Source organism: Cohnella sp. GCM10020058 (genome assembly GCF_042683485.1).
In the GTDB taxonomy this organism is placed as follows: Bacteria; Bacillota; Bacilli; order Paenibacillales; family Paenibacillaceae; genus Cohnella.
On record NZ_JBHUJV010000004.1, the window covers coordinates 462,691 to 489,355 of the forward strand.

Here is a 26,665-nt window from a genome sequence, read left to right on the forward strand (position 1 = left end):
ACAATTTGGAGATAAATCGATCGAGGAGGGATTGATATGATAACGATGCTGGAAGCCAAAGGGCTCGGCAAAACATTTACGACGACGCTGCCCAAGGAGGGCAGGCTCAAGGCTGTCCGCACGCTGTTCTCCCGCGAACGCAAGGTCGTCACGGCCGTGAATGCCCTCGATATGCGGATTGCGGAGGGCGAGTTCGTCGGCTTCATCGGGCCCAACGGCGCGGGCAAGTCGACGACGATCAAAATGCTGTGCGGCATCCTGCACCCCAGCGCGGGAGAGGTCCGGATCGGCGGGCTCAGCCCGCAGCGGGACAGGCGGCGCGTAGCGAGGCGCATCGGCGTCGTATTCGGGCAGCGGTCGCAGCTGTGGTGGGATTTGCCGCTGAAGGACAGCTTCGACATTCTGGCCGCGATGTTCCGGCTCGGCGCCGCGGAGAAGGACTGCCAGCTGGCCAAGCTGGAGGAGGTACTGCAGCTGCGGGATTTCTGGGATACGCCCGTCAGGCGGCTGTCGCTCGGGCAGCGGATGCGGGGCGATCTGGCCGCGGCGCTGCTCCATGATCCGGAGCTGCTGGTGCTGGACGAACCGACGATCGGCATGGACGCCGCGGCGAAGCGGCAGATTCGGGATCATCTGAAGCTGCTCAACGAACAATTCGGCAAAACGGTTCTGCTCACGACGCACGATATGGACGACATCGAGACGCTCTGCAAGCGGGTCATCGTGATCAGCCGCGGCGAGCTGCTCTACGATGGGGCGCTGGATAAGCTCCGGGAGCGAATCGGGCTGCCGACGACCGTTCGCGTGACGTACGGACAGGACACGAAGCTTGCGCCGGACATGCGAATCGGAGGCAGCCGACAGGCCGCCTCCGACGAGGTTCGCGTGGTAGAAGCGCAAGGAAGAGAAGCGGAGGTGAGCTTCAACCGCGAGCGCATCGGCGTGATGGAGGTGCTGCGGCTGCTGTCCGAATGGGGAGACATCGCGGACGTGCACGTGGAGGAGCCCGAGTTCGAGGAGATCGTCAGCCGTATCTATTGACGGGCAAGATGCTCCGCCGTATCAGCACGTCAACACATCAGCATCGGCTTCAGATCGGAGATGACCTGCGCCAGCGCAGCGGAAGTGCGCGTATACATGGCTTTGGCTTCCGCATCCTGGGTAGATACTGCGAACAATTCCAGGTCCGCCTCCAGCTTTTTCAGGTTGGCGAGCAGGAGTGCCTTGCCCTGCGGCGCCGGTACCTGGAGCTTGTCGTCGTACAGGTCGACGTACAACTGCTGGTACGCATCCACCTGACCAAGGAACACATTGTCCACGGTAACGCCGATCTTCTCCAGCTCCGTCGCCAGCCAACCTGGACTGAGACCCGCGGTAGCAAGGGGCTCGTTCATCATTTTACCGTCCATAATGACGATCTGCGGTTCGACTTCGTGTACCTTCGGCATGCCCATATCGCTCGGTGTGAGCGGCTGCTTTTCCTTTTTCATCAGCACGCTGAGCTCTCCGCTCGTCTCCATGACCGCAAACTCGACATCGGCCAGATTAAAGGCGTTTTTGCCGCGCAGCTGCTCCATCAGCTCGTCCGTCGTCAGGTGCTCCTTCTTCAGATTGTCCTCCATCACCTTGCCCTCTTTGATGACGACCCGGCCGCGTCCTTCGAGCAGGTGACGCAGCCGGATGCTCTTCATTGACAGGTATTCCAGCGTGAAGGGCACCGCAAACCAGACGGCAAGCGCGATGAGACCGTGCGAATAGTGGGTCTCGATATCCGTCGAGATGAAGCCTGCGAGTTCCCCGAGCGTGATGCCCAGTATATATTCGAAAAAAGTGAGCTGAGATATCTGCTTCTTGCCGAGCAGCCGGGCCATGATAAACAGAACGATCAGCGCGCCCAGCGATCGGAATATGATTTGACCCCACATCGGCATGACGTCAACCCTCTTTCTGCAAAATGAGATCGGGCGCCTCCAGCGCGACTGCGTGAGCGATGCCCGGAATGGACTCGCTCTGCTGCAGCGCCAGCGGCGACATGAGCGCTCCAGTTGCGACGACAAGAATTCGGCGCAGCTCGCCCGCGCTCAGCTTTTTCAGCAAGTGGCCGTACGTCACGACTGCGGAGCAGCCGCAGCCGCTGCCCCCCGCCTGCACCATCTGTTTGTCATAGTCGTAGATCATCATGCCGCAGTCGCGGAAACGCGTCTTGTGCATCGGGATGCGATGCTTCTCGAACAGGTCGCTGGCGAGTTCGTGGCCGACCTTCGCCAGGTCGCCGGTCACGATCAGGTCGTAGTGATCCGGGCCGACGCCGAGATCGCGGAAGTGCGAGATAATCGTGTCGACGGCTGCCGGCGCCATCGCCGCGCCCATGTTGAACGGATCGGTGATCCCCATGTCGACGACCCGGCCGATTGTGGCGGCCGCGACGCGGGGGCCTTCTCCCTCGCCCGCGACGAGGACGGCACCGGCGCCGGTTACCGTGTATTGCGCGTATGGCGGTTTCTGCGAACCGTATTCTGTCGGATAGCGGAATTGCTTTTCCGCAGTCGAATTGTGGCTGCAGGTGCCGGCCAGCGCATACTTGGCGCCGCCCGTCGAGATGAGATAAGAAGCGACCGCGAGACTCTCCATCGATGTGGAGCAAGCGCCGAACATGCCGATGTAAGGCATAGCCAGCGTACGAGCGGCATAGCTGCTGCTCGTAATCTGGTTCATCAGATCCCCGCCGAGATAAAAGCTGATCTGGTCCTGCGTCTTTCCCGCTTTTTGCAGCGCGATCTTGGCCGCTTCCTCCAGGTACGTGCGCTCCGCCTTCTCCCAGCTGTCCTGGCCGACCAGCGAGTCGTCGTGCACGATGTCGAAGTCATGGCCGAGCGGGCCTCGCCCCTCGAAAGGTCCGACGACGGTGCCGGACGACAAGAGGACGGGCTTGTCGCGGAACAGCCAGCTCTGATGGCCCTTCAGAATCGTCATTCGATCACCCTCCATATCCGAAAATAAATCGCAGCAGCGCGATGATGAACGCTGCTACCGTGCCGAACACGATGACGGATCCCGCGAGCTTGAACATATTCGCGCCGGTGCCGAGCACGAGGCCTTCGCTGCGGTGCTCGATGGCCGCGGACGACATCGCGTTCGCGAACCCCGTCACGGGAACGGCCGAGCCTGCGCCCGCCCATTGCCCGAGTTTGTCGTAGACGCCGGCCGCAGTCAGCACGACCGAGGCCGCGATCAACACCGCGACAGTCGGGGCTGCGGCTTCCTTTTGCGACATATGCGCGAAGTGCATGAACGCTTCTTGAATGCCTTGGCCGAGCAAACAAATGAGGCCCCCCACGATGAAGGCCCGGAGGCAGTTCAAAGCGACGGGGCGAGCTGGCTGACGCTTCAAGGCAAGCTGGCGGTACTCTTGCTGGGTGGGCGTCAGCTTTTTAATCTTATTGTTCGCCAATGACGTTCGCCTCCTACGATTGAGCAAATGTCGGGCAGTATAGGTTGAGGATGCCTCGCCGGGCGGATTTTTACCCGTATAGAGCCGGCATTCGATTGGACTCCAAATTTTTACAGTTGTGAACGAGTGCGCAATCGGGCAAAGTACACAGGTCCCTCTGCGGGGAACATTACCGAAGAGAAAGAGGCGTAGCGTACATGACCGTAGCATCCCAAGTGAAGACCACCGTCGCATCGCTCAAAAGCGCGCAAGCAAGCCTGGAGCAATTCGCCATCAGCACGCAAAATCAACAGGCCAAGCAGCTCTTTACGGACGCAGCCGCTCAAACGCAGCAAATCGTCGACCAGGTCGAGCAGCGCGTTCAGCAGCTGGAGCAGGAAGAGCCGCAGTACAAGGGATTCTAGAATCGCTAATTCTGTTCGAGGTTGGGAGTTCCGGCTCGCCCGGGACTCCTTCTTCGCTAGAAAGGGGCAAGTCTATGCGCCAGGGAAACGTGTCGGCCATCATTCGCCGTTTGGCGGCAAAAACGGTTGCGGCGGCGATTTTGTTCGCGCCGGTCGCGCTGGCGGTACAGCCGATGGAGAAGGCGGACGCTGTCGGATACAAGCCGGCATTCAAAGGCAGATCGTACTACGAGTCCAGAGGAGAGGCCATCTGGGAAGTGCCGCTGGAAGGCAAGTTTATCGCGCTGACGTTCGACGACGGACCGGATCCGGCGGATACGCCGGCGATCCTGGATTTGCTTGCGACGTACGGGGCGCATGCGACTTTTTTTATTACGGGCAAAAAAGCGGAGCAATACCCCGGCATCGTGAAGCGGGAAGCGATGGAAGGCCATGAAGTTGCTAACCATACATACACGCACAAGATGCTCCTGCATTGCACGGACGCGCAAATTCGCGGCGAGATCGCGATGGCCCAGAAGAGCATTACGCTGGCCGCCGGCACGGAGCCGGTTCTTTTCCGGCCGCCCGAAGGCTTTTTTAACGCACGGGTGCTGTCGGTGGGGCGCGAAGAAGGGCTCATGACCGTGCTCTGGTCTTGGCATCATCCGACCGACGATTGGGCGCGCCCGGGCGTGAACCATATCGTCAAAGGAATCCTCGGCGATGTGCGGAGCGGGGATATCGTCCTGCTGCACGACTACGTGAGCGGGAAGACGCAGACGATCGACGCGCTGCGGGTGATCCTGCCCAAGCTGACGGAAGAGGGGTACCGGTTCGTGACGGTATCCGAACTGCTGCACTTAAAAAATTCAAAAACAAATATGGTAAATCGTTGACTTACGAGTTGAGAACCATTATCATTCTTAGTATGAATTGATAATGATAACGATTATCATAGACCTATAAAGGCGAATCCGTTCGCCGGAGGAGTGAACATATGTCGCGGTTAAGCACGAATCAGCTGTCTCTCGCCTATGGCAGCCGGCGTATTGTGGAGAATCTGAATCTGTCCGTACCCGATGGCAAGATCACTTCTCTGGTGGGAGCGAACGGATCCGGCAAGTCCACGATCCTCAAGTCGCTCGCGCGCATCCTGAATCCGCAGAGCGGAGGCGTGTTCTTGGACGGCAAGCAGATTCACCGCCAGCCGACCAAGGAAGTGGCCAAGCAGCTCGCTATTCTGCCGCAGAACCCGACGTCTCCGGAGGGTCTGACGGTAAGGGAGCTGATCTCGTTCGGACGTTACCCGCACCAGCGCGGTTTCGGCACCTTGTCCGCCGAGGACAACCGGATGATCGATTGGGCGCTGCAAGCGACGGGCATGAGCGAATTTCATGACCGCGCCGTCGACCAGCTCTCCGGCGGCCAGCGTCAGCGCGCCTGGATCGCGATGGCGCTTGCGCAGGGCACCGAGGTGCTGCTGCTCGACGAGCCGACGACGTTCCTGGACATGGCGCACCAGATTGAGGTCATGAACCTGCTGGAGAAGCTGAACCGCGAGCAAAAGCGCACCATTATCATGGTCGTCCACGATCTCAACCATGCAGCGCGCTTCTCCCAGCATCTCGTCGCGCTGAAGCGCGGCACAGTACTCTACGAAGGTCATCCGGAAGTCGTCATGACGCCGGATATGCTTCGTGACGTTTTTGGCATCGACGCCGACGTCATCCCGGATCCGCGTACAGGCGCGCCGCTCTGCTTGCCATACGGTTTGGCCGAAGGCATCGGCCAGGCGCCGGCAGCAGGCCAGTCGGCCGCGGTTCGCGAAGAAGGCCGCTTGACGGCTGCGGTCGTATAGCGATTGGCTGTTGAAGGCCGCTTTCCCTTGATAAGGGAGGGCGGCTTTTTTTAAGTTTGGGCGTGCCCGGCGAAGCGTTCATCTTCTAAGTAGAGAAGGGCGTGTGGAAAAAACTGCTTTTGTACATGTATTTTCTACTAACTAGCGACACTTGATAAAATACCTGCAAATGTGCAGGTAATTTCAAATCTCAAGTCGGAAATCGGGCTGATGGAGGTAAATAACTGCGCATTTGCATCTTTTCTTTTCAAATGTATAGACATTGGCGAAATTAGATGTATATTTGCAGGCATTGCGGCAAAGAACGACACTTGCGATGATAAGTTGGCCCTTTGGAAAGCCGCCGCAGCTGCGCTTCCCCGCCCCGGTGACTCCGCCGGCCTGTATCCGACCGTCGTTTGTGATTCCGCTCACGCCTCTGTAATATGAAGATAGAGGCAATTGAAAGCGCTTGAGATAGAGGAGGCTCTTATCCATGGTTCAACTGGAAGACGTAAGGGACAAGACGCGCCGCGTGTTGGATCAGATCGCCGCGATCGTCGTTGGCAAGCCGGATGCGACGGAGTATGCGCTGATTGCGCTGCTTGCTTCCGGGCATATCATTCTGGAGGACGTGCCCGGCACCGGCAAGACGCTGCTCGCCAAGTCGCTTGCCCGGTCGCTCGGCTGCGCGTTCAAACGCATCCAGTTCACGGCGGACCTGTTGCCGTCGGACGTGTCGGGCATCAACTTTTACAATCAGCGGGCAGGCGTCTTCGAACTAAGAAAGGGTCCCGTCTTCACGAACATTCTGCTGGCCGACGAGTTGAACCGGGCGACGCCGCGCACGCAGTCGAGCCTGCTTGAGAGCATGGAGGAGCGCCAGGTGACGATCGACGGCGAAACCTATCCGCTCGAGCGTCCGTTCCTGGTCATCGCCACGCAAAATCCGGTCGAGAGCCATGGTACGTTCCCGCTCCCCGAGGCGCAGCTCGACCGCTTCATGCTGCGGATCCCGATGGGTTATCCCGCCGCAGGGGAAGAGGCCGAGATTCTGCGCCGGTTCATGAGCGGCGATCCGCTGGCGAAGGCCGAGCCGGTCCTCGCGCTGGAAGAGGTCGTGCAGCTGCAGGGCGCGCTGCAAAACGTCCGCTGCCACGATGACGTGCTGCAATACATGCTTGCGATCGTCTCCGCCACGCGGGACAGCGAAGACACCGCCGTCGGCGCGAGCCCGCGCGCGAGCCTTCAGTTCATGCGCGCGGCGCAGGGAAGGGCACTGCTTCGCGGGCGCGACTTCGTGCTCCCCGAGGACGTCAAGGCGCTGTCGGTTCCCGTGCTCGCTCATAGGCTTGTCCTTCACGATCCGCTGGCGGGAGGCGCCCGCGCCGAAGCGATCGTGCGCGAGATCGTGAATCAAATTGCGGTTCCTGCCGAGCAGGACGCGGTCTACGCTTAGGATATGCCGATCATCAAATTGCTCGTGGTGGTCGCCGTCCTCGCGATGGCGCAACGGCTGCTGTTCAGTTGGCTCGGATTGCGCAAGATCCGGTACGAACGAAGGTTCAATTCGACTCGGGCGTTTGCGGGGGACAAGATCTGGATGGAAGAGCGGCTCGTCAACGCCAAATGGCTGCCGCTTCCGTGGCTGCGGGTCGAGACGCAGATGCCTGCCGCGCTGAGATTCGGCAAGGAGACGTCGGATCTCGCGGTAAGCGTCGGGCAGACGCTGCAAAACCATGCAAGCTTGTTTACCCTCGGGCCTTACACGAGGCTCGTGCGGCGCCATGAGGTGACTTGCCAGCAGCGGGGGCGGTATCGGATCCAGACGCTGACGATCACGCATGGGGATCTCTTGGGCATGACAAGCGGGGCGCTGCAAGTCGAGTCGGACTGTGCGGTCACCGTGTACCCGCGGCTGCTCGGCAGCAGGGAGCTGCCTCGCGCGGCCCGCGAATGGATGCAGAGCGCGCTCAGCTCGCCGGACGCCTTCCGCGAGGATCACTACCACACCGCGGGCGTCAGAGCCTATCGCGGCGGCGACGCTATGAAGCAGGTCAATTGGAACGCCACCGCAAAAACCGGCGAATTGCTCGTCAACCGCAGAGAGACGATGGTCGGCGGAGACGTGACCGTGCTGCTCAACGCAGAGCTTGCCGATGCTTCGACGAACAGGCGGCTTGGGCTCGAGCAGTTCGAGGAAGCGATCAGCATCGCCGCGTCCGTCGCCAAGCAGACGCTCGATAGCGGGGGCAGGGCGGGACTAATCTTCAACGGCCGCGTACAGGGAGGGGAAGCTGTTCCCCTGCAAATCGAGCCTGCGCGCGGCCGCAGCCAACTGTACGCGATCCTCGAAGCGATGGCCGGCTTCGAGCCTGCCGTCCGGCTGGAGCTGGGCTACCTGCTCGGCGAGCTCGTCCAGGAGCGGATGCGCGGAGCGAATCTGCTGCTCATCACCGCCTTCCTGACGCCCAAGCAAGAGCTTGCCGTGCGGAAGCTGCGACAGGCGGGCAACCGGGTAGAGCTCTTGCTACTCTACAAGGACAGGCAAACATCACGCCAAGCTGCAGGAGGAACGCCATGAAGCTTATGCTCCGTAGTCTGGCTGACGCGCTGGCCGCTTATCCGCTTCTGTTGGTACTCCACGCGCAATCCGGTCTCGCCCTCCCGACAGTCGGCTGGATCGCGCTCGCTTGGCTTGGCGCCGCGGTCGGGAGGGCGCTCCCCACGCTGCTGCGCGGCAAGCTGCCCGCATCGCTCGTCCACCTCGCGCTCATCGCGGCATTCGTCGCCGCCGCATGCGCAGCCGATCGGCGGCAGTTGTGGCTCGTGCTGCCGCTTGGCCTCTTGTCGTGGATCGCCCGCTTCGACTGGGCGCGCATCGTGCGCTGCTCCGTCGCGGTCGGCCTCCACGCCATCGTTCTCGCGGCAGCGTCGCAGCTCGACATTGCGGACGGCGCGAGGCCGCTGCTGCTCGCGGCGGGCATCGTCTGGCTGGCAGCCGCGCTGTATTTCCTGCAGGCCAAGTCGCTGGGCGAAGCCGGCCTGCACGCCGGCCTCGTGACGAGACGGCTCGCTGCTGCGGGCAAGCGATATCTCGCATTGTGGGGCATCGTCGTCGCGCTCGTCTTTCTCCCGTTCGCGGGACTTCCGATCTGGCCGCAGGTCCGTCGGCTCATCCGCTGGCTGCTCTCGCTCGTCCCCGCCGGCGAATCTGCTCCGGAGCAGACGCCCCAGCCGGAGCCGTCCGCGCAGCCGCCGGCATTCCCGCCGCAGGAGGCCGGCACCGGACGGCTGTGGGTATGGTTAGAGTATGCGCTTTATGTCGTACTCGCGCTGCTGGCGCTTGTCGTCGTATATCGCCTGGCGCGACGATATTTGCTCAACGCTGTCTGGTGGCGACGCATCTCGGATCGCGTGAAGGCGTGGTACGGCAGGCTGCTTGCAGGACGGCGCGCGGCCGAGACGGATCTCGGCTACACCGAAGAGCGAGAGAGCTTGCTTCAGGGGGATAAGTTGCTGAGCCGACTATTCTCGCGAAACAGGTCGAAGTCAAGGCGATCGCTCCGGCGAGAGGACTGGACGGCGATGTCTGCGGAGGACCGGGTCAGAAGCCTGTATGCCGCGCTGCTCGCCGATGCGGTCAAGGAAGGATACGTTCACCGGGAATCGCTGACGCCGTCGGAGACGATCGGGGCAATCGAAAAGTGGCGCGAATTAAACCAAGCGCCGCAGGCCCGCGCATCGGAGGCGGCATCCCGAGGCTGGCTGGCGAAAGTGTCCCGTCCGCTCGGCGAGCTGTACGGCAGAGCTCGCTACGGCGGCCGGGTAAAGCCGGAGGAAGCCGATCGCCTCGGCGCAGAATTTCCCTGGAAAGCATGACGAAAAAAAGAGGGCCTTGGCTTACGGCGCCAAAGCCCGTTTTTTTGCGCAAATTTCTACGTCAGGTCTGTTTCAAAATCTTTACAGCAAGGGTACAACCTAAGTAACCTCTCCATTCACTCCAAGCAGCAGCAAAGACCCGCTTTGGGGGCGGGTCTTTGCCTAAGCATTCCACTTCAACCGAGTTTACACGTGATCGATTGCCACGGACGTGTAGGTGTCGGAGTCCATTACGCGGCGAGCGCCGACGTAGCGCTTCGCATAATACTTTTCATCCAGATCCGAGATCGTAACACCCTTGGAAGCCGAGTGTGCAAATTTGTTGTCACCGACATAGATGCCTACGTGGGACACGCCTTCGCCGCTCGTATTGAAGAATACGAGGTCTCCCGGACGAAGATCTTCGCGAGCAACCTTGTCGCCCATGGCGAATTGGCCTTTGGACGAGTGAGGCAGCTTGACGTCGAACTTCTTGAAAACATAAGCCGTGAATCCGGAGCAATCGAAGCCGCTGGTCGTCGTGCCGCCGTAATCGTAATCGATGCCGATCAGCTTGGAGACGGTCGAGTCGAGCTTGGAAGCTGCGGATGCGCTGCCCAACTGGAAAGCCAGGAGGCAGGTTAAAGCAAGTAGAAGTACTGTAACTTTGCGCAAAACAAGAAGCTCCTTCCAAGTGCCTACGAGGTTAGCTGGAGGGTTCGGTTGAAGGTTCCCTATGGCTTCTGCGCGAGGCAAAGCCAATTCACCCGGTAAAGACTGGTTCCCCCGTTTCCCAGTGCGCGGGAATTCGGCAGTTTTCGCACCTTAGCTTTAGAAATTCGATTTTTAGGCCCCAACTCCTGCTCCTTCAAGATTAGAAATCCTTAATGTCCCAAATTAAAAGGACTATGCTGGCGACATCTCCAAACCCAAGCGCAGCAAGGGATGCGGGGTTTACGCCCGCGAAAGGCCAAGCCTATGAATAAATGAGAAAGATTAAGAGGGCGCAAGTCTTCGACACGGCTGCAGTCGCAAGAGTATGATCGTAGTCTATGCCGCCCTCTCGACCGATATTAATAGCCTGCAAAAAAAGAGACGGCGCTCCGCCCATCTTCCGATGAACGGCGCGTCCGTCTCTTGCTGTTTTTAAGCGTTGTTTCAAGCTTCTTCGCGCTGCCACAAGCGATGCTGGCAGGCCGCCGTCCAGAGCGCGATCGTTGACCGGACGAAGTGGAATGCCTGGTTCAGCGCGATCGCCAGCAGGCCGGTCCAGATCAGCGTGGCGCCGGATACGGCGGCGGAACCGAGCAGGGAGAGCAGGGGCAACAGGATCGTCACGCCAAGCAGAGGGAGCAGGCGGCTTACCGAGCGAAGCGCCCCCTGCCAGGGGCTGCCCCCGGCCGCGGCGCTGAACTGCATGAACAAAAAGGGAAGGTGCACCGCCAGCATCCAGAGCGTCCAGCCCGCGGCGTAAGGAAGCATCTGTCCGAGCCATGACGCGGCATCGGGCATTTCCATATATGCGTTTCGTCCGAACGGAATCAGCCAGATTGCCGGAGCCAAGGCAATCAGCTTCTCGGCGCCGTAGAGCAGCGACACTTTTTTCCAAGCCTGCCGGATGCCCTTGAGCACTTGGGTGCCGCCCTGATCTTCCGCGTTGGCGAAGGAGTAGTAAAGTCCCGCGTTCAGCACCGGCGTGATCAGCATGCGGAGGAGGAGCATGCCGCCCAGCAAGAGCAGCGTATGATCGGCGAGATCCGTCTTGAGCAGACGAAATTGGGCCTCGATCGCAAAAAGCTGCTTGGCTGCCGCGCCGAGCGGATGTTCGTCCGGGTACCGGGTCAGGATCGGCGCCACGACCGAGTCGATAAACCGGTAGAGGAAAAATCCCCACAGCAGGCGGTAAAGGAACAAGGCGACGAGCACGTATTTGTGCCGCTTGGTCGTCTCCCAGCCTTTTCGGATCGCGTCGTTCATGTCGGTTCCCCCTCCTTCACCAGGCCATGCTGCCGACGATCGCGTCGATCAGCTGTCCCAGCGTGACGTCGAGCTTGGTCCGCTTGCGCACGGGCGCTTCAGCCTTCAGATAGTTGTCGTAACGACTGTGATCGAGCACGATATCGAGCATCGGATCGACCGCTACGTACGATAGCGGTGATGCCGACTGCAATCGGATCTGGATGTGGCTCTGAATGCCGTCCCATGTCTTGCGGACGGTTTTGCCGTCCTTGAAGCCAAATTGCACCGTCGCGGCCTGCGGGCTGCCCTGGGTCCTCGTGAGCAGGACGATGGACTGATAGCCGCCCTCGCCGTCCGGTTCCGTGCGGATGGAGGCGACCGCGAAGTCGGCCGATTCTCCCCGGTACACATAGGCCTGGAAGAAGTCCTTCCAGTCATCCCTGGTAACGGCCTCGACGACGCGCTGAAAGCTTTGGCTGTCGGGATGCTTAAAGCGATATTTCTGAAAATAAGTCCGCATGATTTTCGACATCGTTTTCTCCCCGGTCTTGGCCTCGATTGCCTTGAGCACGAGCTTGCCGCGCATATACACGTTTTCCGCATAGGCATCCGAACCGCCGTAATCCCATGCGTCAAGCTTGAGCGGCATCGGGTTTGTCATGTAAAGGGATTCGATCGGCGTGCGGGCCGAGACGCCGTAGATGGCAGCCATCAGCTTATCTTCGGTATAGGAGGTGAAGGCCTCGTCCAGCCAAGCTTCCTCGAATTCATTCGAAGCGACGATGCCGTACCAATATTGATGCGCGATCTCGTGGACAAGCGTGCGCTCGAGCTCATAGCCCGGATTGTCATCTTTCGCCGCCGCGCCGGTGACGAGCGTCGGGTATTCCATGCCGCCGGCGCCCTCCGCGTCGGCAGGGGGGACAACGATGGAGAGCGTCGTGTACGGATAGTCGCCGTACCATTCGCCGAGCTTGGCCAGCGCGGATTTGGCCGCGTGCATGTAGCGTTCCTCCTGCTTCGCGTGCAGCGGGTCCAGGTACAGCTTGATCCGTACGCCGGGCACGCCGGCCGAGGAGAAGGAATCCTCCGCAGTCACGAAGTCGGGAGAAGCGGACCAGGAGAAATCATGCACGTCTTCTGCGTAAAATTGGTACGTTTTCCGTCCGTCCTTGACGACGGGCTGTTTGTATTGGAAGCCGGTCGCCGCCACGGTGCGGTCCTCGGGCACGTCGATCTTGACGCCGTATACGCCGAAGTCCGCGTAAAATTCAGAATTGCCATGGTACTGGTGGAGGTCCCAACCCTCCGCGGTGCGGCCCCGGACGCCCGTCGTCTCGTAAGCGGCGACCTTCGGGAACCATTGACCCGCCATGACGAAGTCCCCCGCCTGTCCCATGCGGGCGAATACCTGGGGCAGCTTGACGGTGAACTTCATGCGGACGGTAACGGTCTGACCCGGCGCGACGGCCTTCGGCAAGCGGAAGGAGGCCAGCGTCCGGTCCTGTGCGTTGCCGTCGTCCGGCTGGACGTAGCGAAGGCGCGGCAGCAACGTCTCGCCGTCCTCGGTCGTCAGCTCGCTCAGCTCCATGGCGCCGTCCTTGCCCGGCGTCATCTTCACGCCGCGCAGCTGGCCGTTCGATTCGTTCAGGAACGTACTGCCGGGCGCGAACGCGTTCGGATACAAATGAAGGTACAGATCCGTCACGGGCTTGCGACCGGGGTTTTTCCAAGTCAGCGTCTCGGAGCCTTCAAGCCGGCCGCCGTCCACAAGCTTGACCGAGATGTCGTAGTCGACGATCCGGTTGCTGAGCGCGACGGACGGCTGCGGTGCCGGAATCGGAGAAGGCGGGAATTGCGGCGCCGCTGCGGCGTTGTGCTGCCCTTCCGAAGCGTTCGAAGCATCCGGGGCGTTCGAAGCGGCGGAGTCGGCAGACGCTCCGGCAGGATCGGCAGCAGCGTCGGCTTCAAGCGCGCCGGCCGAATCGCCGGAGTCCCGGGAGGCGGCCGCAAGCGGGTCCTGTGCGGCATAGGCGGGCAGGGTGAACTGAGACTGCCAGGCGGCATCGAATCCGAAGCTGGCCGAGCTCAGCAGCACGGCGGCGGAGACGGCGAGCGCGGCGATACGATAAATGGGGCGTTGGGGCATGACGGTAACCCTCCCGTTGACAAGCATCTAGCAGATGTATATGTGGGTTGTCCGCAGATTATATCTTTGTCCCAAACAATTGAAATTCGCGCGCCATCGCAAGCAGCAAGCCCGGCATCGGAAGGACAAGCCGGTCTAGCCGGTTGTCCATCTACATAGAATGGGTATAACTATATTAGAAGGAGGGATGGTCATGAACCCCATTCATCGCACGCTCCGCTTGATCGCGGCAGGCACGGCTGCCGCCGCGTTCGCGGGAATCCCATCCATAGCTCTCGCCGGGCCTCCCTTGGCCGGCGGCGTATCCGACGGCGGCACGCTGCCGATCGCGCGCACGGAAACCGTATTTACGAATCACGACCCCGAGTTGGCGAAGACGTTGAACCTTCGGGAAGGAATTGATATTGAGGCCGATCTCGACGAATCGGGACGTCCGATCAGATGGCGGGTACTGGCGGACGGCTCGCTCCGGTTCGCCTTCATGCAGGCGGCCGAGATCGATTACTTAAAGAAGCCTGAGGTCAAGTTCGAGGATTTGACCGGCGACGGCGTACCGGAGCTGCTCATCTACCGCAAAGCGGCGAAAGTCGAGGCGGGAACAGGGCTTAGCGTCTACGACGGAGCGGATAGCTTCAGGTTATTGTTCGACGTGACCGATCCTGCTTTTACGATCGCAGACCTGGCGCAGCGCTACGAGTTGAAGGGAACCGCAGGCGGAGGCGTCAAGCTGACCGATCCGGCAAGCGGGCTGAGCGGCGTCATCCCTGGCGTTCGCGCTAAGGGAGCGGCTGTGGATCCGGTGTCCGCTTATAAAATTTCCTCCGGAAAAATCGTTGCGGTGCAGCGCGTATCGACGGGAGAGTCGGACGGCGAGCGTTCGGCAATCGGATGGCTGACAACCGCTTATACGTACCGGTATGGCGCGTTCGTGCCAGAGCTCGAGACGCTGAGTGACGCGAGCGGCAAGTCGCTCGTGCAGAAGGACTTGCTCGCATCCAAAGGACCGACGACGCCGGACGACGATATTTAAGATATGGAAGCCGCTTGCCGCGGGAAGATGCGGCGAGCGGTTTTTTTGCATATCGGAAAGTATAAATTTGGAGGCGGTCGTGGGCAGGAAGCGCGGTTTGGCGGGTCGAAGAAATTGCATTTGTACATGTATTTCCTGCAGGCCAACGACAAGCGTTCGAAAAGATGCAAATGTGCAGGTAAATTCAAAGCTCAAGCTGGAAATGGGGCTGATGAATGAAAATGACTGCGCTTTTGCATCTATCCTGTTAAAAAGGGCCGAGATCGACGAATATAGATGTATATTTGCAGGCAGTGCGGCAGCTTTGGGTATCGCAAGACCCAAAAAGACCTTAAGGGCGAACTTTATTGCGATTTTTCTTAACGCAAGGAAATGGTTTGTCCCAGCTCCAGCAGCTCTCGCGACTAACGCTCTTCCGCAAGACTGTTCCGGGGGCAGCGGCGCCGCGTGGTGCTTTTTATGCTGCTTTTCGATAAAATAGGATTAGCGAAAAGGATGGAGGATGAGTCGTGGATACGAACGCGAACGATCAGCAGCCGAAGCCGGAGAAAAAGAAGCTGGCGCTGAATGTAGTGAGCAGTAAGGAACATAAAGGCTTCGGTGCGGGAACCATCGATCTGAGCCAGGTATCGCCCGTCATCATCGACGGCGGAGAGGCCTATATCGACGTAGGCGCGATGCATGCGAAGAGCAAGGTGGAGAAGGGCATCAAGTTCTCGCAGGAAAAGGAAAACGTCCCGAACGGACGCCAGGTGTGGATCGTGTGGGTGGCTGTCGACCGCGACGAGCGGGGCAGCTTCTATGGGGGCGCTTCGGCGTGCGAGATGCTGATCGATACCGAAGCGCGGCGCGGCTGGAAGCTGCTGGCCGAGCATGTGAACCGGATGGACCGCGCGATCAAGCGCAAGTTCCTGCTCGAGGATCTGGGCGATGAAGACAAAGCGGCGCTCCGCCGGTTGCTGCAATCGCACAACTACGAGTGGTGGGACCGCTCGCCGGAGGAACTGAAGGATCAACTGGCTTAATCGTTTCGCGGAATAAACAAAGACTGCCTGCTTGCGGGGATATCCCGCACGAGCGTAGGCAGTCTTTTTGGTTAGCTTAAGTGTCTTTGCGGTATTGGGGAAGGGAGCCGAGAAGGCGGGCCATGCTCGAAATAACGATGTGCCAGCGTCTTATTTGCCGGAAAGATCGCCCTGGAGTCCAAATAACGATGCACCAGCGTCTTATTCGCTGGAAAGATCGTCCTGGAGTCAAAATAAGGATGCGCTAGCGTCTTATTCGCCACAATGGTCGTCCCAAGCTCGAAATAGCGATACGCCATCGGCTTATCAGCCGAAATGATCGTCCCAAGCTCGAAATAGCGATGCCACAACGTCTTAGCACACTAGCTCTTCCACCAACCGCGTATCTTGCTCCAGAGCGACTTCGGTCCGCCGCCGTCTTGGTCCGCTGCTTCGGGACCTTGGCCGCAGGTGCCGGTCGGTTCCGTGCCGGCCAGAAACGCGGCGTGCACGCGCGCTGGGCAAGCGACGGACGCGAGCAGCCCCGACGCGGGATCGATATCCGTCGAGACGACGCCTTCCGGTATAGCGAAGGCGTGCGGCTCCACGCCCGCCAGCGCGGCCTCCGTATACTCGGCGAAGATAGGGGCAGCTCGGTGCGCTTCGCTCGAGGTAATCGCCCGTCCTTTATCGTAGCCGACCCAGACGGACGTGACCAGGTCCGGCGTGTAACCGACGAACCAGGCGTCGGAGCTCGTCGTTCCCGACTTGCCGGCAGTCGGGCGGTGCAGCAGATGGGCAACGCGCCGGGCGGTACCGCCGGGCTCGAACACGCTGCCCAGCAGGTCGGTCAGCACATAGGAAAGCGCCGGCGACACGACCTGTTCCGTCTTCGGCCGGGCTTCGTACAACGTGTGCCCGCCGCTGTCCGCGATGCGCAGGATCGCCGTCGGTTCCCGCTTTACGCCGCCTGCAGCGAACACGGCATAGGCCGAGGCCATCTCGTACGGGCTCACCGGGAACGTTCCGAGCGCGAGAGACGGCACCGCGTCCAATTTGCCGTCGATGCCAAGCTTGCGTGCCATCGCGATGACATTTTCGGGCCCGGTTTTCATAAGCGTCTGGACCGCAAAAATATTGTCGGACGTGCCGATCGCCTGCCGCAGTCCGATGTCCGCGCCGAAATAGCGGTTGTTGTAATTGCTCGGCCGGTACACTTTGCGATAGTCGTCGTAGTAGAAGACGGTCGGCTCGCTGCGGAAGGTCGTCGCGGCGGTAACGGCGCGGCTCTCGAGCGCAGCTGCATAGACGACCGCTTTGAACGAAGAGCCGGGCTGGCGCGTAGCCGCGAAGACCCGATTGTACGGATTGTCCACGTAATGTCGGCCGCCCACCATCGCCTTGATGTATCCCGTCGCGGGATCGATCGAGACGAGGGCGGCCTGAAGCTGGCTGTTCTTGGGCATCTGCTTTTCTACGGCCGCTTCCGCCTCGCGCTGCATCCGGCTGTCGAGCGTCGTATAAATCTGCAGTCCGCCTTCGTTGAGCAGCCGTTCCTCGATGCCGAGCTTGCTGGCTGCCAGCTTCCGCACGTAGTCCGCGAAGTACGGCGCGCTCTGCCCGCGGTTGTCCGGCATCGGCCGGACGACGATCTTCTCGGCGAGCGCCTGCCTCCGCTGCTGCGCATCGATCGCGCCGCTGTCCTCCATCGACTGCAGCACGATGCGCTGCCTTTGGAGCGCCTGGGGCAGCCGCGTATACGGCGAATAATAGCGCGGTCCCTTCGGAATGCCGGCGAGCAGGGAACTCTCCGCCAAGGTAAGCGAGGCGGCCGGCTTGCCGAAGTAGAGCTGCGCCGCCGCCTCGGCGCCATAAACGCCGTTGCCGTAATAGATTTGATTCAGATACATCTCGAGAATCTTGTCCTTGCTGTACTTGCGCTCCAGCATGGCCGCGTACCAAGCCTCCTTGGCTTTGCGGGTCCAAGTGCGCTCATGGCTCAAATAAAGGTTGCGGGCGAGCTGCTGCGTCAGCGTGCTTGCCCCCTGCTCGCGGGACAGATGGCGCACGTCGACCCAGGCTGCTCTCGCGAGTCCGCGCAGATCGACGCCTGAATGGGAGTAAAACCGGCGATCCTCTACCGCCAGCGTCGCCTTCGTCAGCCAGGGCGAGATCTCGCGCAGCGTCACCGTCCGCCGGTTGACGCCGCCCTGCAGGGAGGACAGCACCTGGCCGTTCATGTCGAGTATGCGGGTCGACTGCGGCATCTCGGCCATTGGCAGACTGCCGAACCGGAGCGCCAGCTCGGCAGCGGCGACCCCGCCCGCGAGCAGCAGCAGGGCGATGGCGAGCGCCATCCGCCAACCGAGTCTGCGCCTTTTGCCCCCGCCTGCCCGCTCCGGGCGTTCGGGTCGCGGAGGCGTCTCCGCGCGCACGGGAGCGCCGCCGGCCTCCCGACCGGCCGCCCTTCCTTCCGATTGCATATCCAATGCGAACCCTCCTTTGCGCCGTATGCGAATTTTGCGGGCTTTGCGCCGAGCGATTCTTTTCGTCTGACACAGGTCGACGTTAAACGTTACATTCCGAACACACTCACCCCTTATTATGGAAAAGACGGCTTTCTCTTATTCCAGACCCGTCCAAATCTGCATTGCTTTTTGCGCACGATCCCCTATAATACAACTTGTTTAGTCGAATCCGACAGGAAAGAAGGGATCCCATGTCCTCCATGGAATTGTGGTACACCGAAAAGCAAACCGAAAACTTCGGCATCACGGCGAAGATCAAGCAAACATACGTACACGAGCAAACCGATTTTCAAGAACTGGCGATGATCGAGACGGAAGAGTGGGGCAACATGCTGGTGCTGGACGGCATGGTCATGACGACCGTCAAGGACGAGTTCGTTTACCATGAGATGGTCGCGCATCCCGCGCTGTTCACGCATCCGAATCCGGAGCAGGTACTGGTCGTCGGCGGCGGCGACGGCGGCGTCATCCGCGAAGTGCTGAAGCATCCGAAGGTGAAAAAGGCGGTTCTCGTCGACATCGACGGCAAGGTCATCGAATACTCCAAGCAATATCTGCCCTCGATCGCCGGCAAGCTCGAAGATCCGCGGGTAGACGTACAGGTGAACGACGGCTTCAAGCATATTCTCGATCATAAAAACACGTACGACGTCATTCTGGCGGATACGACCGAGCCGGTCGGCCCCGCGGCGCATCTGTTCACGCGCGGTTTTTACCAGGGTATCTACGAGTCGCTGAAGGAAGAGGGCCTGTTCGTCGCGCAGACGGACAATCCTTGGTTCAAAGCGGACCTGATCCAAAGCGTAAACCGCGACGTGAAGGAAGTGTTCCCGATCGTGCGCGTGTTCACGGCGAACATTCCGACGTACCCGAGCGGCCTGTGGACGTTCACGATGGGCAGCAAAAAGCACGATCCGCTCCAAGTGGACGCTTCCCAGCTGCCGGAGCTCGACACGAAGTACTACACGCCTCGCTTGCACCACGCAGCCTTCGCGCTGCCGAAGTTCGTTGAGGATCTGACCAAATAATACGGCGCCAACGATGCAGGATGGGCCCAGCTCCATATGGAGTTGGGCTTTTTGTATGTGCAGAACCATGTATGCGTTACAAAAACTAACATTATTTAATATTTTGAGCGCAAACATTCGGAAATGTGAGGAAATTCATCATTTTAAATGTTATTATTACTTACATAATATACATAAATGGGGTGGCGGCATGTTCGACTGGCTCGGGTTTAAAAAAGGACTCCCGTTATGGTGGTCGTACAGGCTCAACAAGCGGTTGAAGCGAGACATCGAGGAGATCTTCGAAGGCATTGCCGAGACGAGAATGCAGCTCTTGAAGGATTGGACGACGGACTACTGGCGTCACCTGGACCGGCTGCTGGAGCAGCTTCGGTCGCATGATAGCGGCTCGTCGCCAGCCGGCAGCGGGGCCGCCCGCGAAGCGATGGAAAGGCTGATCGGCTCGGCATATACGCGCGCGATCGATTTTACCGAGATCTTTGTGACCGATGCAGCGGGAACGGTCGTTTATTCGACGCATCCGCCCCACGAGGGGCGGTCGTACAAGAGCGGCGCCGGATTCGCGGCAGGCATGGATTATGCGAAAGGCGGCGGCATCGGCGCGCGTCCCTGCCTGTACGGTCCTTACCCCGATCCGATGACGGCGGAGATCGGAGCCCGCTCATCCGCGTTTCACGACAAGATGACCCTGCTCTTCATTCTGCCGTTCGCGGAAAATGGCGAGTGGCAGGGCGCATTGTGCGGAAGAGTGCCGAACGACGTCATCGGGGACCTCATCCAGCGCGAATCCGGCCATGTCTATCCCGATTCGGGGGACAACTACCTGTTCATGGCAAAGCCCTCGCTGAGCACGCACATTGCGCCAGGCACCGCGCTGTCGCGCAGCCGGTTCGAGGACAGGACCTTTACCCATGGCGAAAACCTGAAGGACGGCGTCACCACCGACTGGGGCATCGTGTCCGTCAAGGAGCATACCGAACTCGAGCTTGTGTTCACCGATCCGGCCACCGGACAGCTTCATCCGGGGGTCGCCAGCACGATCCGCAACGGCAGCAATCTGTTCGTCGAATTTCCCGGCTACTCGGATTACCGTCACATTCCCGTCATCGGCAAAGGGGTGACCTTCGAGCTGCCGCATTGTCCGGACCGGTGGGGCATGATGTGCGAGGGAGATCTGGAGGAAGTGTACCGGATTCGCAGCGTGTCGGTGCGGCTTGCGAAGCCGTTGTGGTTCGGAGTCGTCGCATTTTCGGTATTATCGGCGGCGTTTGTCGGCTATCTCTCATCTGAGTTGTCCCCCGTATGGACAGCCTTATGCGAGCTTGCCTTGACGTTGGCCGCCGGTTGGGGTGGCATCACGCTGGTAAATCGCAGGAGCGACCGCCGCGTGTCCGAGCCGCTGCGAAGCCTGAGCAAGTTCATCCGGATCAATGCCGAAGGCAAAGGCGACCTGACGCAGCGGATACGAACGGCAGAATACGACGACGATGAAATTCGCGACTTGGCGAAATGGATTAACAATATGATCGACTCGCTCGAGGGCATCATGCTGCAGGTGCGGCTTGCCGCATCCGATGTATCCAGCAGCCAGCGGCTCATGTACGAGACCGCCGCTTCTACGGCCGGTTCGACGGAGCGGGTCAGCGAGCGCATCCACGATATGATCCGCAGTCTCCGCCGCCAACTGAAGGATATCGACGTCGCCAAGGACGTGGCCGGCGAGATGCGGGAGACGCTGGCCAAGCTCGAACGGAAGGCTGCGGTGCAGATCGAAGTCGCGCAGGGCGAGGTCGAACGGATCGGCGGCAAAATGTCGCAGATCTCGGACCGCGTCGCGCAGACGAACGGCACGATCCGCTTGTTCATCGATACGGCAGGCGAGATCCGCAGCGTGCTCTCGGTCATCGAGGAGATCAATGCACAGACCAATCTGCTCGCGCTTAACGCTTCTATTGAAGCGGCGCGCGTCGGCGAGCACGGGCGCGGCTTCGCCGTCGTCGCAGGCGAGATTCGCAAGCTGGCCGACTCGACGCGGCGGTCGACGGAAGAAGTCAACGCGATCGTGGCCAAAATATACGACCACGCGAAGCTTGCCTCCGCCTCGATGGAAGAGGGCACCCGCGTGGTTGAGGAAGGCACGGAGCTTGTCGCCGTTGCATCCGAGACGCTCGTCGCTGCCAAGTCGGAGGAAGCGATGAAGACGCAGGTCGTGGACGAGGTCGTCGCCTTGATGGAGAAGATCGCCGACGTCAGCAAGGAGAACCGCGCCATCTCTGCCGAGGTCGAGACCAAGGTGCAGGCGCTGCTCGGCGAGATCCTCGGCGTGCGGCATACGTCGCACAGCGTCGAAGGCATCACCGCCTTCCTGCGGCAACTGGTCGGACAGTTCCAGTTGACGGAGACGCGGGTTCGTTAGTCGTGGAGGGCGTTCCGCGGAGATAAGCGCGTTTGCGGCGCAAACGCGCTTGCTTTGCGGGCATTGCAGCTGGAGATAAGTGCGTATAGGCGCTAACACGCCTGCTGTGCGTGCCCTGCGGCTGAAGATAAGTGCGCATGGGCACTAACGCCGCCTTCGCAACATTCGGAAAGATGCCAATAAGCGCAATTAGGCATTAACGCCAACTCCGCAGCACGCCAGACTGGGCAGATAAGCGCATATGGGCGTTAACGTCGGCAATATGGCGCGAGATAATCGGTTTTTCCGGCTAACGTCGGTGCCTGGGGCTCGGCAAGGCGCGAGATAGCCGGATTTTTCGGCTAAAGGCGGCACCTGCGGATCGGCTATCTTCGGACATTTGTCGCCGGGTGAGGCAGCTGGTGAGTCCGTGGCTTGCTTTTGGGCGCTAACGCACCCGCCGAAACGCACTCATCCGTCCTTTTGCCGGCTACATTTACATGCGCTCCGGCGCGGCAATGCCCAGCAGCTTCAAGCCGCGGCCCAGCAAGGAGCCGACCGCCGCCGACAGACGCAAGCGCGCCTGCGTGCCGGGCTCGTCGTTCGGCTGGATTACTTTTCCGTCGTGGTAAAAGCGATTGAAGTCACGCGCCAGCTCCAGCAGATAACGGGCCACGGCCGACGGCTCGTTGTCCCGCACCGCCTCGCTCACTGCAACGCCCCACTGCGTGAGTCGCTTGGCGCAAGCCCAAGCAGCCTCCGCCATGGCGACGCCCTCTACCGAGATGTTCGCGCCTTTTTCCCCGAGCGGCGGTTCGGGCAGGAAGCCGCCCTTGCGCAGCAGGCTGGCGATCCTCGCGTGCGTATACTGCACGTAAGGTCCCGTTTCGCCATCGAAGCTGACGACCTCTTCAAGTTTGAAGTCTATGGACAGTTGCCTGCGGTTTTTCAGATCGCCGAACACGACCGCGCCAATGCCTACGGCCTCGGCGACCTCGTCCGCATCCGGCAGATCCGGGCTCTTGGCCGCGATGATCTCGCGCGCTCTGCGCACCGCTTCGTCCAGCACCTCGTCCAGGAAGACGACCTTTCCCCTGCGGGTGGACATCTTCTTGCCCTCCACGGTCATGAGTCCGAACGGCACATGCTCGCAGTCTCCCGTCCACGGTTCTCCCATTTTCCCGAGTACCCCGAACACCTGCTTGAAATGCAACTGCTGCTCGGCACCGACGACGTACAGCAGACGGTTCGCTTTCATCGCATGCTTGCGGTAAATCGCGGTCGCGAGGTCGCGGACCGGGTAGATCGTGGCGCCGTCTTTCTTGAGAATCAGGCAAGGCGGCAGCCCTTCCTCGTCCAGCCTGACGACGAGCGCCCCGTCGCTCTCTTCGAGCAGCGCCAGCGTACGGAGACGTTCCAATACAGGCTCCAGCTTGTCGTTATAAAAGCTCTCGCCGAGCACCGCGTCGAATCGGACGCCGAGCCGTGCGTAGACGCGCTCGAACTCCTTCATGCTCGCTTGGACGAAAAAGTGCCAGAGCGCGGTCGTCTCCTCATCCCCCTGCTCCAGTCGCAGAAACGCTTCTCTTGCTTCATCCTCGAGTTCCGGATTCGCTGCCGCTTCCTCGTGGAAACGGACGTAAAGCTGCAGGCTCTCGCCGATCGGATCGGCATCGAGCGCTGCCTTGCCGCCCCAGCGGCGGTAGGCGACGATAAGCTTGCCGAACTGGGTGCCCCAATCGCCGAGGTGATTGACGGTCGTTACGGCATGCCCGGTCTCTCTGTAAAGGTTGGCCAGCGCATTGCCGATCATTGTGGAGCGCAGATGGCCGACGCCGAGGGGTTTGGCGATGTTGGGCGAAGACATGTCGATGACGACCTGTTGACCGCGGCCTTCGTCGCTGCGCCCGTAGTCGGGTTTGATCGCCGCGTCGACGATTCGATCCAACCAGACGGCAGGATCAAAAAACAGATTGACGTACCCGCCCGCTGCCTCGGCGCGGACGCCTTTGCCGGCGGCGCACAGCGTATCGGCGAGCTCCGCGGCGATTGCGCCCGGCGCGCGGCGAAGCTGCTTCGCCAGGACGAAACAAGGGAATGCGACGTCGCCGAGCTTTGGCTCCGGAGGCGTTTCGAGCCGGCGGAGCAGCGCCTCCTTTTCTAACGGTACGTGGGGTTGCAGCAGTGCTGCGGCTTGTTCTAACAGCATGTCGATGTCCTCCTTCGCTTTATTCGAGACGCACAATCCGAACGCAAAAAACCCCCGTCTCATCAAGAGACGGAGGTTAGTCCGCGGTACCACTCTTATAGCGCCCGGGCAGATGGTCTGCGCCGGACGCCGCTCGATAGGATAACGGCCGCATGGCCGGATCGCCCTACTGCCGGAGTTGAGGCCATGACGCCTCGCCGGTTCGGGCGACCGACTCCCGGGTCCGCTTCCCGAAGATCCCGCCGTGCCGGGTTCCACCCCTCCGGCTCTCTGGTACGGCTATACGATCCGGTACTCTCCCGTTCATCGTCGATCGGATATTGGCCCATATCATAGCATGCCGAGGGCGGCGGGGGCAAGAGGGGCGAGCGCCCTCCGTCGTTGAATTCAAAGAGCGTTGTGTATATAGTAATAACAGACAATCGGACAGACGGGAGCGGATCGGAATGCCGGACTACAGGCGCGTGACGGTCGTGTTCCGCAGCCGGCACGGCGGCGAATCCGGCGTATGGTCGGAGGAGCGGCTGACGGGGCAGTGGTTCCGGATGGCGACGGGCTGGGTGCTGCGTTGCCCGGATGCGATGACGGTCTCGATCCTAAAAGGCGACGTGCGCGTCGTCCGGCAGGGAGAGGTCGGCGTGGAGCAGACGTTTCGGCTGGGCGCGGCGACGCCGGGCGCGGTGCGCTTGCCCCAGGGCTCGATGGCCGTGGAGGCTTTCACGCACGAGCTGACGGCGGCGTTAACGGATGCCGGCGGTACGCTGTTCTGGCGCTACGATATGCGCAATGAGGATCAGGAGATGGGCCGGTTCGAGATCGGACTGGATATACAGGAGGAATAAGTTCATGAACGTGCTGGAGCAGACATACGAGGTGTTAAAAGAAGCGATCGCGGAAGCCGCGGTCAACGCGGGGGTCGTGGAGCGGGAGCAGGTGCCGGCGATCGTCATCGAAGTGCCGCGCGACAAGGCGCACGGCGACCTGGCCACCAACGCGGCCATGCAGCTGACGCGCATTGCGAAGAAAAATCCGCGCGAGATCGCCACCGCGATCATCGAGCACCTGGACAAGGCGAAGGCGAACGTCACGTCCGCGGAAATCGCGGGTCCGGGCTTCATCAATTTCCGCATGGACAAGCGCTATCTGCTGCCTGTCGTCGCATCCGTGCTGGAGCAGGGCGGCGGTTACGGCCGTACGGACGCAGGCAACGGGCGCAAAGTGCAGGTCGAATTCGTCAGCGCGAATCCGACGGGCAGCCTGCATCTCGGCCACGCGCGCGGCGCCGCGGTCGGCGACGCGTTGTGCAATGTGCTCGCGTTTGCGGGCTACGACGTTTCGCGCGAATACTATATTAACGACGCGGGCAACCAGGTCAACAACCTGGCCCGTTCCATCGAGGCGCGCTACCGCCAGGCGCTCGGCGAGGATGCGGCGATGCCGGAGGACGGCTACTACGGCGAAGATATTATCGGCTTCGCCAAGGAGCTTGCAGAGCGCGAAGGCGCGCGCTTGCTGGAAAAGACGGAGGAAGAGCGCTTCGACTATTTCCGCAGCTACGGCCTCGAGCGCGAGTTGGACAAGATCAAGCGTGACCTCGGCCGGTTCGGCGTGAGCTTCGACAGCTGGTATAGCGAGACTTCGCTTTATCAGACGGGCAAGGTGGAAGCCGCACTTGAAGCGCTGCGCGCGAAAGGTCACGTGTATGAAGAAGAGGGCGCAGTCTGGTTGAATACGACGGCGTTCGGGGACGACAAGAACCGCGTGCTCGTTAAAAACGACGGCAGCTACACGTACCTGACGCCGGACGTTGCTTATCACATGGACAAGTTCGCGCGCGGCTTCGACGAGCTGATCAACATTTGGGGCGCCGACCACCACGGGTACATCCCGCGCGTCAAGGCCGCGATGGCTGCGCTCGGCCACGATCCGAAGCAATTGACCGTGCTGATCGCGCAGATGGTCAGTCTGTTCCAGAACGGCGAGAAGGTTAAAATGTCCAAGCGTACGGGCAAGGCGATCACGATCGAGGACCTGATGGACGAAGTTGGCGTCGACGCGATCCGCTACTTCTTCACGATGCGGAGCATGGACACGCATCTGGACTTCGATATGGATCTGGCCGTCTCGACGTCCAACGAGAATCCGGTATTCTACGTGCAGTACGCCCACGCACGCATCTGCAGTATATTCCGCCAGGCGGAGGAGCAGGGCGTCGCAGTGCTGCCTGTGGCCGAGGCGAACCTGGAGCTGCTCGCTGCCGAGCACGAGTACGATCTGCTGCGTAAAATGGGCGAGTTTCCCGCCGTCGTCGCCGACTCGGCGAAGGACTACGCGCCGCACCATATCGTGCGCTACGTGTACGAGCTGGCGGCGTTGTTCCACAGCTACTACCGCGCCGAGCGGGTCATCACGGAGGATGCTGCGCAGAGCCAGGCGCGTCTGCAACTGCTGGCCGCGCTGCGTCACACGCTTGCTAACGGCCTGCGCCTGATCGGCGTATCCGCGCCGGAGCAGATGTAGTAGGGCTTGGCGGCAGGCGGCCGCTATTGGGCACCGATAGAGCATTGGAATAGTGGGTAATGGAAAAAGTATTTTCCGAGGGCAGCTAAGGCGGTGGGGGAGGAGTCGATAGCGGAATGATTTTCCGCTAACGGCCCCTGGGGCGGTGGAGATGCCGTCGATAGCGGAAGTATTTTCCGCTAACGTTTCCTGAGATGGTGAATTTGCCGCCGATAGCGGAAGTATTTTCCTTTAAAGCTCCTTTAATGGTGAGAGAGTGCCGGTTAGCGGAACTTTTTTCCGCTAAAGGCGACTGAGACGGCGAGCTG

General features: G+C 60.7%; 21 protein-coding genes, 1 riboswitch and 1 other annotated feature. Of the genes, 13 read left to right on the top strand and 8 right to left on the bottom strand.

Going from position 1 to position 26,665, the window contains the following annotated elements; all coding sequences use genetic code 11:
• The first annotated feature begins 45 nt into the window (after positions 1 to 45).
• Positions 46 to 1,041 carry an ABC transporter ATP-binding protein gene (locus tag ACFSR7_RS08415; RefSeq protein ID WP_378160567.1) on the top strand — a complete coding sequence of 332 codons (996 nt, stop codon included), beginning with the start codon at positions 46 to 48 and terminating at the stop codon, positions 1,039 to 1,041.
• 29 nt (positions 1,042 to 1,070) lie between these two features.
• Here the strand turns inward: ACFSR7_RS08415 and ACFSR7_RS08420 are convergent, their stop codons facing one another.
• From ACFSR7_RS08420 to spoVAC, 3 genes are read right to left on the bottom strand one after another with little or no spacing between them, the layout of a single operon-like run.
• Positions 1,071 to 1,931, bottom strand: a complete 861-nt coding sequence (locus ACFSR7_RS08420) for a DUF421 domain-containing protein (RefSeq protein WP_378160484.1) — start codon at positions 1,929 to 1,931, stop codon at positions 1,071 to 1,073.
• A gap of 4 nt (positions 1,932 to 1,935) precedes the next feature.
• Entirely contained in the window at positions 1,936 to 2,967 is a 1,032-nt protein-coding gene (spoVAD, locus tag ACFSR7_RS08425; protein ID WP_378160569.1) for a stage V sporulation protein AD, read from the bottom strand.
• A gap of 10 nt (positions 2,968 to 2,977) precedes the next feature.
• The gene (spoVAC, locus tag ACFSR7_RS08430) at positions 2,978 to 3,451 is read right to left on the bottom strand and encodes a stage V sporulation protein AC (RefSeq protein ID WP_378160486.1); all 474 of its coding nucleotides are present in this window, start codon (positions 3,449 to 3,451) and stop codon (positions 2,978 to 2,980) included.
• A 197-nt stretch (positions 3,452 to 3,648) separates the two neighbouring features.
• Here spoVAC and ACFSR7_RS08435 point away from each other — a divergent pair, with 197 nt between their 5' ends.
• The 6 genes from ACFSR7_RS08435 (at position 3,649) to ACFSR7_RS08460 (ending at position 9,556) form a co-directional block, all read left to right on the top strand.
• Positions 3,649 to 3,855 (top strand): DUF1657 domain-containing protein, encoded by a 207-nt coding sequence (locus ACFSR7_RS08435; protein WP_217595695.1) that lies wholly within the window; start codon positions 3,649 to 3,651, stop codon positions 3,853 to 3,855.
• Between the two features lie 74 nt (positions 3,856 to 3,929).
• Complete coding sequence (locus ACFSR7_RS08440) at positions 3,930 to 4,733, top strand: polysaccharide deacetylase family protein (RefSeq protein ID WP_378160488.1); 804 nt, start codon at positions 3,930 to 3,932, stop codon at positions 4,731 to 4,733.
• A gap of 101 nt (positions 4,734 to 4,834) precedes the next feature.
• The gene (locus ACFSR7_RS08445) at positions 4,835 to 5,695 is read left to right on the top strand and encodes an ABC transporter ATP-binding protein (RefSeq protein WP_378160490.1); all 861 of its coding nucleotides are present in this window, start codon (positions 4,835 to 4,837) and stop codon (positions 5,693 to 5,695) included.
• A gap of 475 nt (positions 5,696 to 6,170) precedes the next feature.
• Positions 6,171 to 7,133 (top strand): AAA family ATPase, encoded by a 963-nt coding sequence (locus ACFSR7_RS08450; RefSeq protein WP_378160492.1) that lies wholly within the window; start codon positions 6,171 to 6,173, stop codon positions 7,131 to 7,133.
• 3 nt (positions 7,134 to 7,136) lie between these two features.
• Positions 7,137 to 8,258, top strand: coding sequence for a DUF58 domain-containing protein (locus ACFSR7_RS08455; RefSeq protein WP_378160494.1), 1,122 nt, complete (start codon positions 7,137 to 7,139; stop codon positions 8,256 to 8,258).
• A complete protein-coding gene (locus ACFSR7_RS08460) occupies positions 8,255 to 9,556 on the top strand; it encodes a hypothetical protein (protein ID WP_378160496.1) in 1,302 nt (433 codons plus the stop codon). Before ACFSR7_RS08455 ends, ACFSR7_RS08460 begins: the two co-directional genes overlap by 4 nt.
• 186 nt (positions 9,557 to 9,742) lie before the next feature.
• Here the strand turns inward: ACFSR7_RS08460 and ACFSR7_RS08465 are convergent, their stop codons facing one another.
• The 3 genes from ACFSR7_RS08465 to ACFSR7_RS08475 form a co-directional block, all read right to left on the bottom strand.
• A complete protein-coding gene (locus tag ACFSR7_RS08465; protein ID WP_378160498.1) occupies positions 9,743 to 10,210 on the bottom strand; it encodes a C40 family peptidase in 468 nt (155 codons plus the stop codon).
• A gap of 5 nt (positions 10,211 to 10,215) precedes the next feature.
• Positions 10,216 to 10,359: riboswitch (cyclic di-AMP (ydaO/yuaA leader) on the bottom strand.
• Between the two features lie 334 nt (positions 10,360 to 10,693).
• The gene (locus ACFSR7_RS08470; RefSeq protein WP_378160500.1) at positions 10,694 to 11,512 is read right to left on the bottom strand and encodes a hypothetical protein; all 819 of its coding nucleotides are present in this window, start codon (positions 11,510 to 11,512) and stop codon (positions 10,694 to 10,696) included.
• 16 nt (positions 11,513 to 11,528) lie between these two features.
• The gene (locus tag ACFSR7_RS08475) at positions 11,529 to 13,643 is read right to left on the bottom strand and encodes a M1 family metallopeptidase (RefSeq protein ID WP_378160502.1); all 2,115 of its coding nucleotides are present in this window, start codon (positions 13,641 to 13,643) and stop codon (positions 11,529 to 11,531) included.
• 193 nt (positions 13,644 to 13,836) lie between these two features.
• On the opposite strand from ACFSR7_RS08475, the gene ACFSR7_RS08480 reads away from it, so the two are divergent.
• Together ACFSR7_RS08480 and ACFSR7_RS08485 are read left to right on the top strand one after the other, a co-directional pair.
• Positions 13,837 to 14,673 (top strand): hypothetical protein, encoded by an 837-nt coding sequence (locus ACFSR7_RS08480; protein WP_378160504.1) that lies wholly within the window; start codon positions 13,837 to 13,839, stop codon positions 14,671 to 14,673.
• Positions 14,674 to 15,182: 509 nt separating this feature from the next.
• The gene (locus ACFSR7_RS08485) at positions 15,183 to 15,698 is read left to right on the top strand and encodes a YwhD family protein (protein WP_378160506.1); all 516 of its coding nucleotides are present in this window, start codon (positions 15,183 to 15,185) and stop codon (positions 15,696 to 15,698) included.
• Positions 15,699 to 16,060: 362 nt separating this feature from the next.
• Here the strand turns inward: ACFSR7_RS08485 and ACFSR7_RS08490 are convergent, their stop codons facing one another.
• On the bottom strand, positions 16,061 to 18,160 hold the full coding sequence (locus ACFSR7_RS08490) for a transglycosylase domain-containing protein (protein ID WP_378160571.1): 2,100 nt from the start codon (positions 18,158 to 18,160) through the stop codon (positions 16,061 to 16,063).
• A 245-nt stretch (positions 18,161 to 18,405) separates the two neighbouring features.
• Here ACFSR7_RS08490 and speE point away from each other — a divergent pair, with 245 nt between their 5' ends.
• Both speE and ACFSR7_RS08500 read left to right on the top strand, forming a co-directional pair.
• Positions 18,406 to 19,233, top strand: coding sequence for a polyamine aminopropyltransferase (gene speE, locus ACFSR7_RS08495; RefSeq protein WP_378160573.1), 828 nt, complete (start codon positions 18,406 to 18,408; stop codon positions 19,231 to 19,233).
• A gap of 190 nt (positions 19,234 to 19,423) precedes the next feature.
• Positions 19,424 to 21,649 carry a methyl-accepting chemotaxis protein gene (locus tag ACFSR7_RS08500; RefSeq protein ID WP_378160508.1) on the top strand — a complete coding sequence of 742 codons (2,226 nt, stop codon included), beginning with the start codon at positions 19,424 to 19,426 and terminating at the stop codon, positions 21,647 to 21,649.
• Positions 21,650 to 22,124: 475 nt separating this feature from the next.
• On the opposite strand, the gene argS (ACFSR7_RS08505) is transcribed toward ACFSR7_RS08500, so the two are convergent.
• On the bottom strand, positions 22,125 to 23,837 hold the full coding sequence (gene argS / locus ACFSR7_RS08505) for an arginine--tRNA ligase (RefSeq protein WP_378160510.1): 1,713 nt from the start codon (positions 23,835 to 23,837) through the stop codon (positions 22,125 to 22,127).
• A 62-nt stretch (positions 23,838 to 23,899) separates the two neighbouring features.
• Positions 23,900 to 24,153 (bottom strand) — a binding site (T-box leader).
• Between the two features lie 130 nt (positions 24,154 to 24,283).
• Between argS (ACFSR7_RS08505) and ACFSR7_RS08510 the strand changes: the two genes are divergently transcribed.
• Entirely contained in the window at positions 24,284 to 24,679 is a 396-nt protein-coding gene (locus ACFSR7_RS08510) for a DUF1934 family protein (protein ID WP_378160512.1), read from the top strand.
• Positions 24,680 to 24,683: 4 nt separating this feature from the next.
• Positions 24,684 to 26,357, top strand: a complete 1,674-nt coding sequence (argS, locus tag ACFSR7_RS08515) for an arginine--tRNA ligase (RefSeq protein WP_378160514.1) — start codon at positions 24,684 to 24,686, stop codon at positions 26,355 to 26,357.
• The last annotated feature ends 308 nt before the right edge of the window (positions 26,358 to 26,665 follow it).

What these genes read in the sequence shown, in the direction of transcription:
- ACFSR7_RS08415 (WP_378160567.1), top strand. Translation starts at nt 46, where the DNA reads ATGCTGGAAGCCAAAGGGCTCGGCAAAACATTTACGACGACGCTGCCC.
- ACFSR7_RS08420 (WP_378160484.1), bottom strand. Translation starts at nt 1,931, where the DNA reads ATGCCGATGTGGGGTCAAATCATATTCCGATCGCTGGGCGCGCTGATC.
- ACFSR7_RS08435 (WP_217595695.1), top strand. Translation starts at nt 3,649, where the DNA reads ATGACCGTAGCATCCCAAGTGAAGACCACCGTCGCATCGCTCAAAAGC.
- ACFSR7_RS08440 (WP_378160488.1), top strand. Translation starts at nt 3,930, where the DNA reads ATGCGCCAGGGAAACGTGTCGGCCATCATTCGCCGTTTGGCGGCAAAA.
- ACFSR7_RS08445 (WP_378160490.1), top strand. Translation starts at nt 4,835, where the DNA reads ATGTCGCGGTTAAGCACGAATCAGCTGTCTCTCGCCTATGGCAGCCGG.
- ACFSR7_RS08450 (WP_378160492.1), top strand. Translation starts at nt 6,171, where the DNA reads ATGGTTCAACTGGAAGACGTAAGGGACAAGACGCGCCGCGTGTTGGAT.
- ACFSR7_RS08455 (WP_378160494.1), top strand. Translation starts at nt 7,137, where the DNA reads ATGCCGATCATCAAATTGCTCGTGGTGGTCGCCGTCCTCGCGATGGCG.
- ACFSR7_RS08460 (WP_378160496.1), top strand. Translation starts at nt 8,255, where the DNA reads ATGAAGCTTATGCTCCGTAGTCTGGCTGACGCGCTGGCCGCTTATCCG.
- ACFSR7_RS08470 (WP_378160500.1), bottom strand. Translation starts at nt 11,512, where the DNA reads ATGAACGACGCGATCCGAAAAGGCTGGGAGACGACCAAGCGGCACAAA.
- ACFSR7_RS08475 (WP_378160502.1), bottom strand. Translation starts at nt 13,643, where the DNA reads ATGCCCCAACGCCCCATTTATCGTATCGCCGCGCTCGCCGTCTCCGCC.
- ACFSR7_RS08480 (WP_378160504.1), top strand. Translation starts at nt 13,837, where the DNA reads ATGAACCCCATTCATCGCACGCTCCGCTTGATCGCGGCAGGCACGGCT.
- ACFSR7_RS08490 (WP_378160571.1), bottom strand. Translation starts at nt 18,160, where the DNA reads ATGCAATCGGAAGGAAGGGCGGCCGGTCGGGAGGCCGGCGGCGCTCCC.
- speE (WP_378160573.1), top strand. Translation starts at nt 18,406, where the DNA reads ATGGAATTGTGGTACACCGAAAAGCAAACCGAAAACTTCGGCATCACG.
- ACFSR7_RS08500 (WP_378160508.1), top strand. Translation starts at nt 19,424, where the DNA reads ATGTTCGACTGGCTCGGGTTTAAAAAAGGACTCCCGTTATGGTGGTCG.
- argS (WP_378160510.1), bottom strand. Translation starts at nt 23,837, where the DNA reads ATGCTGTTAGAACAAGCCGCAGCACTGCTGCAACCCCACGTACCGTTA.
- ACFSR7_RS08510 (WP_378160512.1), top strand. Translation starts at nt 24,284, where the DNA reads ATGCCGGACTACAGGCGCGTGACGGTCGTGTTCCGCAGCCGGCACGGC.
- argS (WP_378160514.1), top strand. Translation starts at nt 24,684, where the DNA reads ATGAACGTGCTGGAGCAGACATACGAGGTGTTAAAAGAAGCGATCGCG.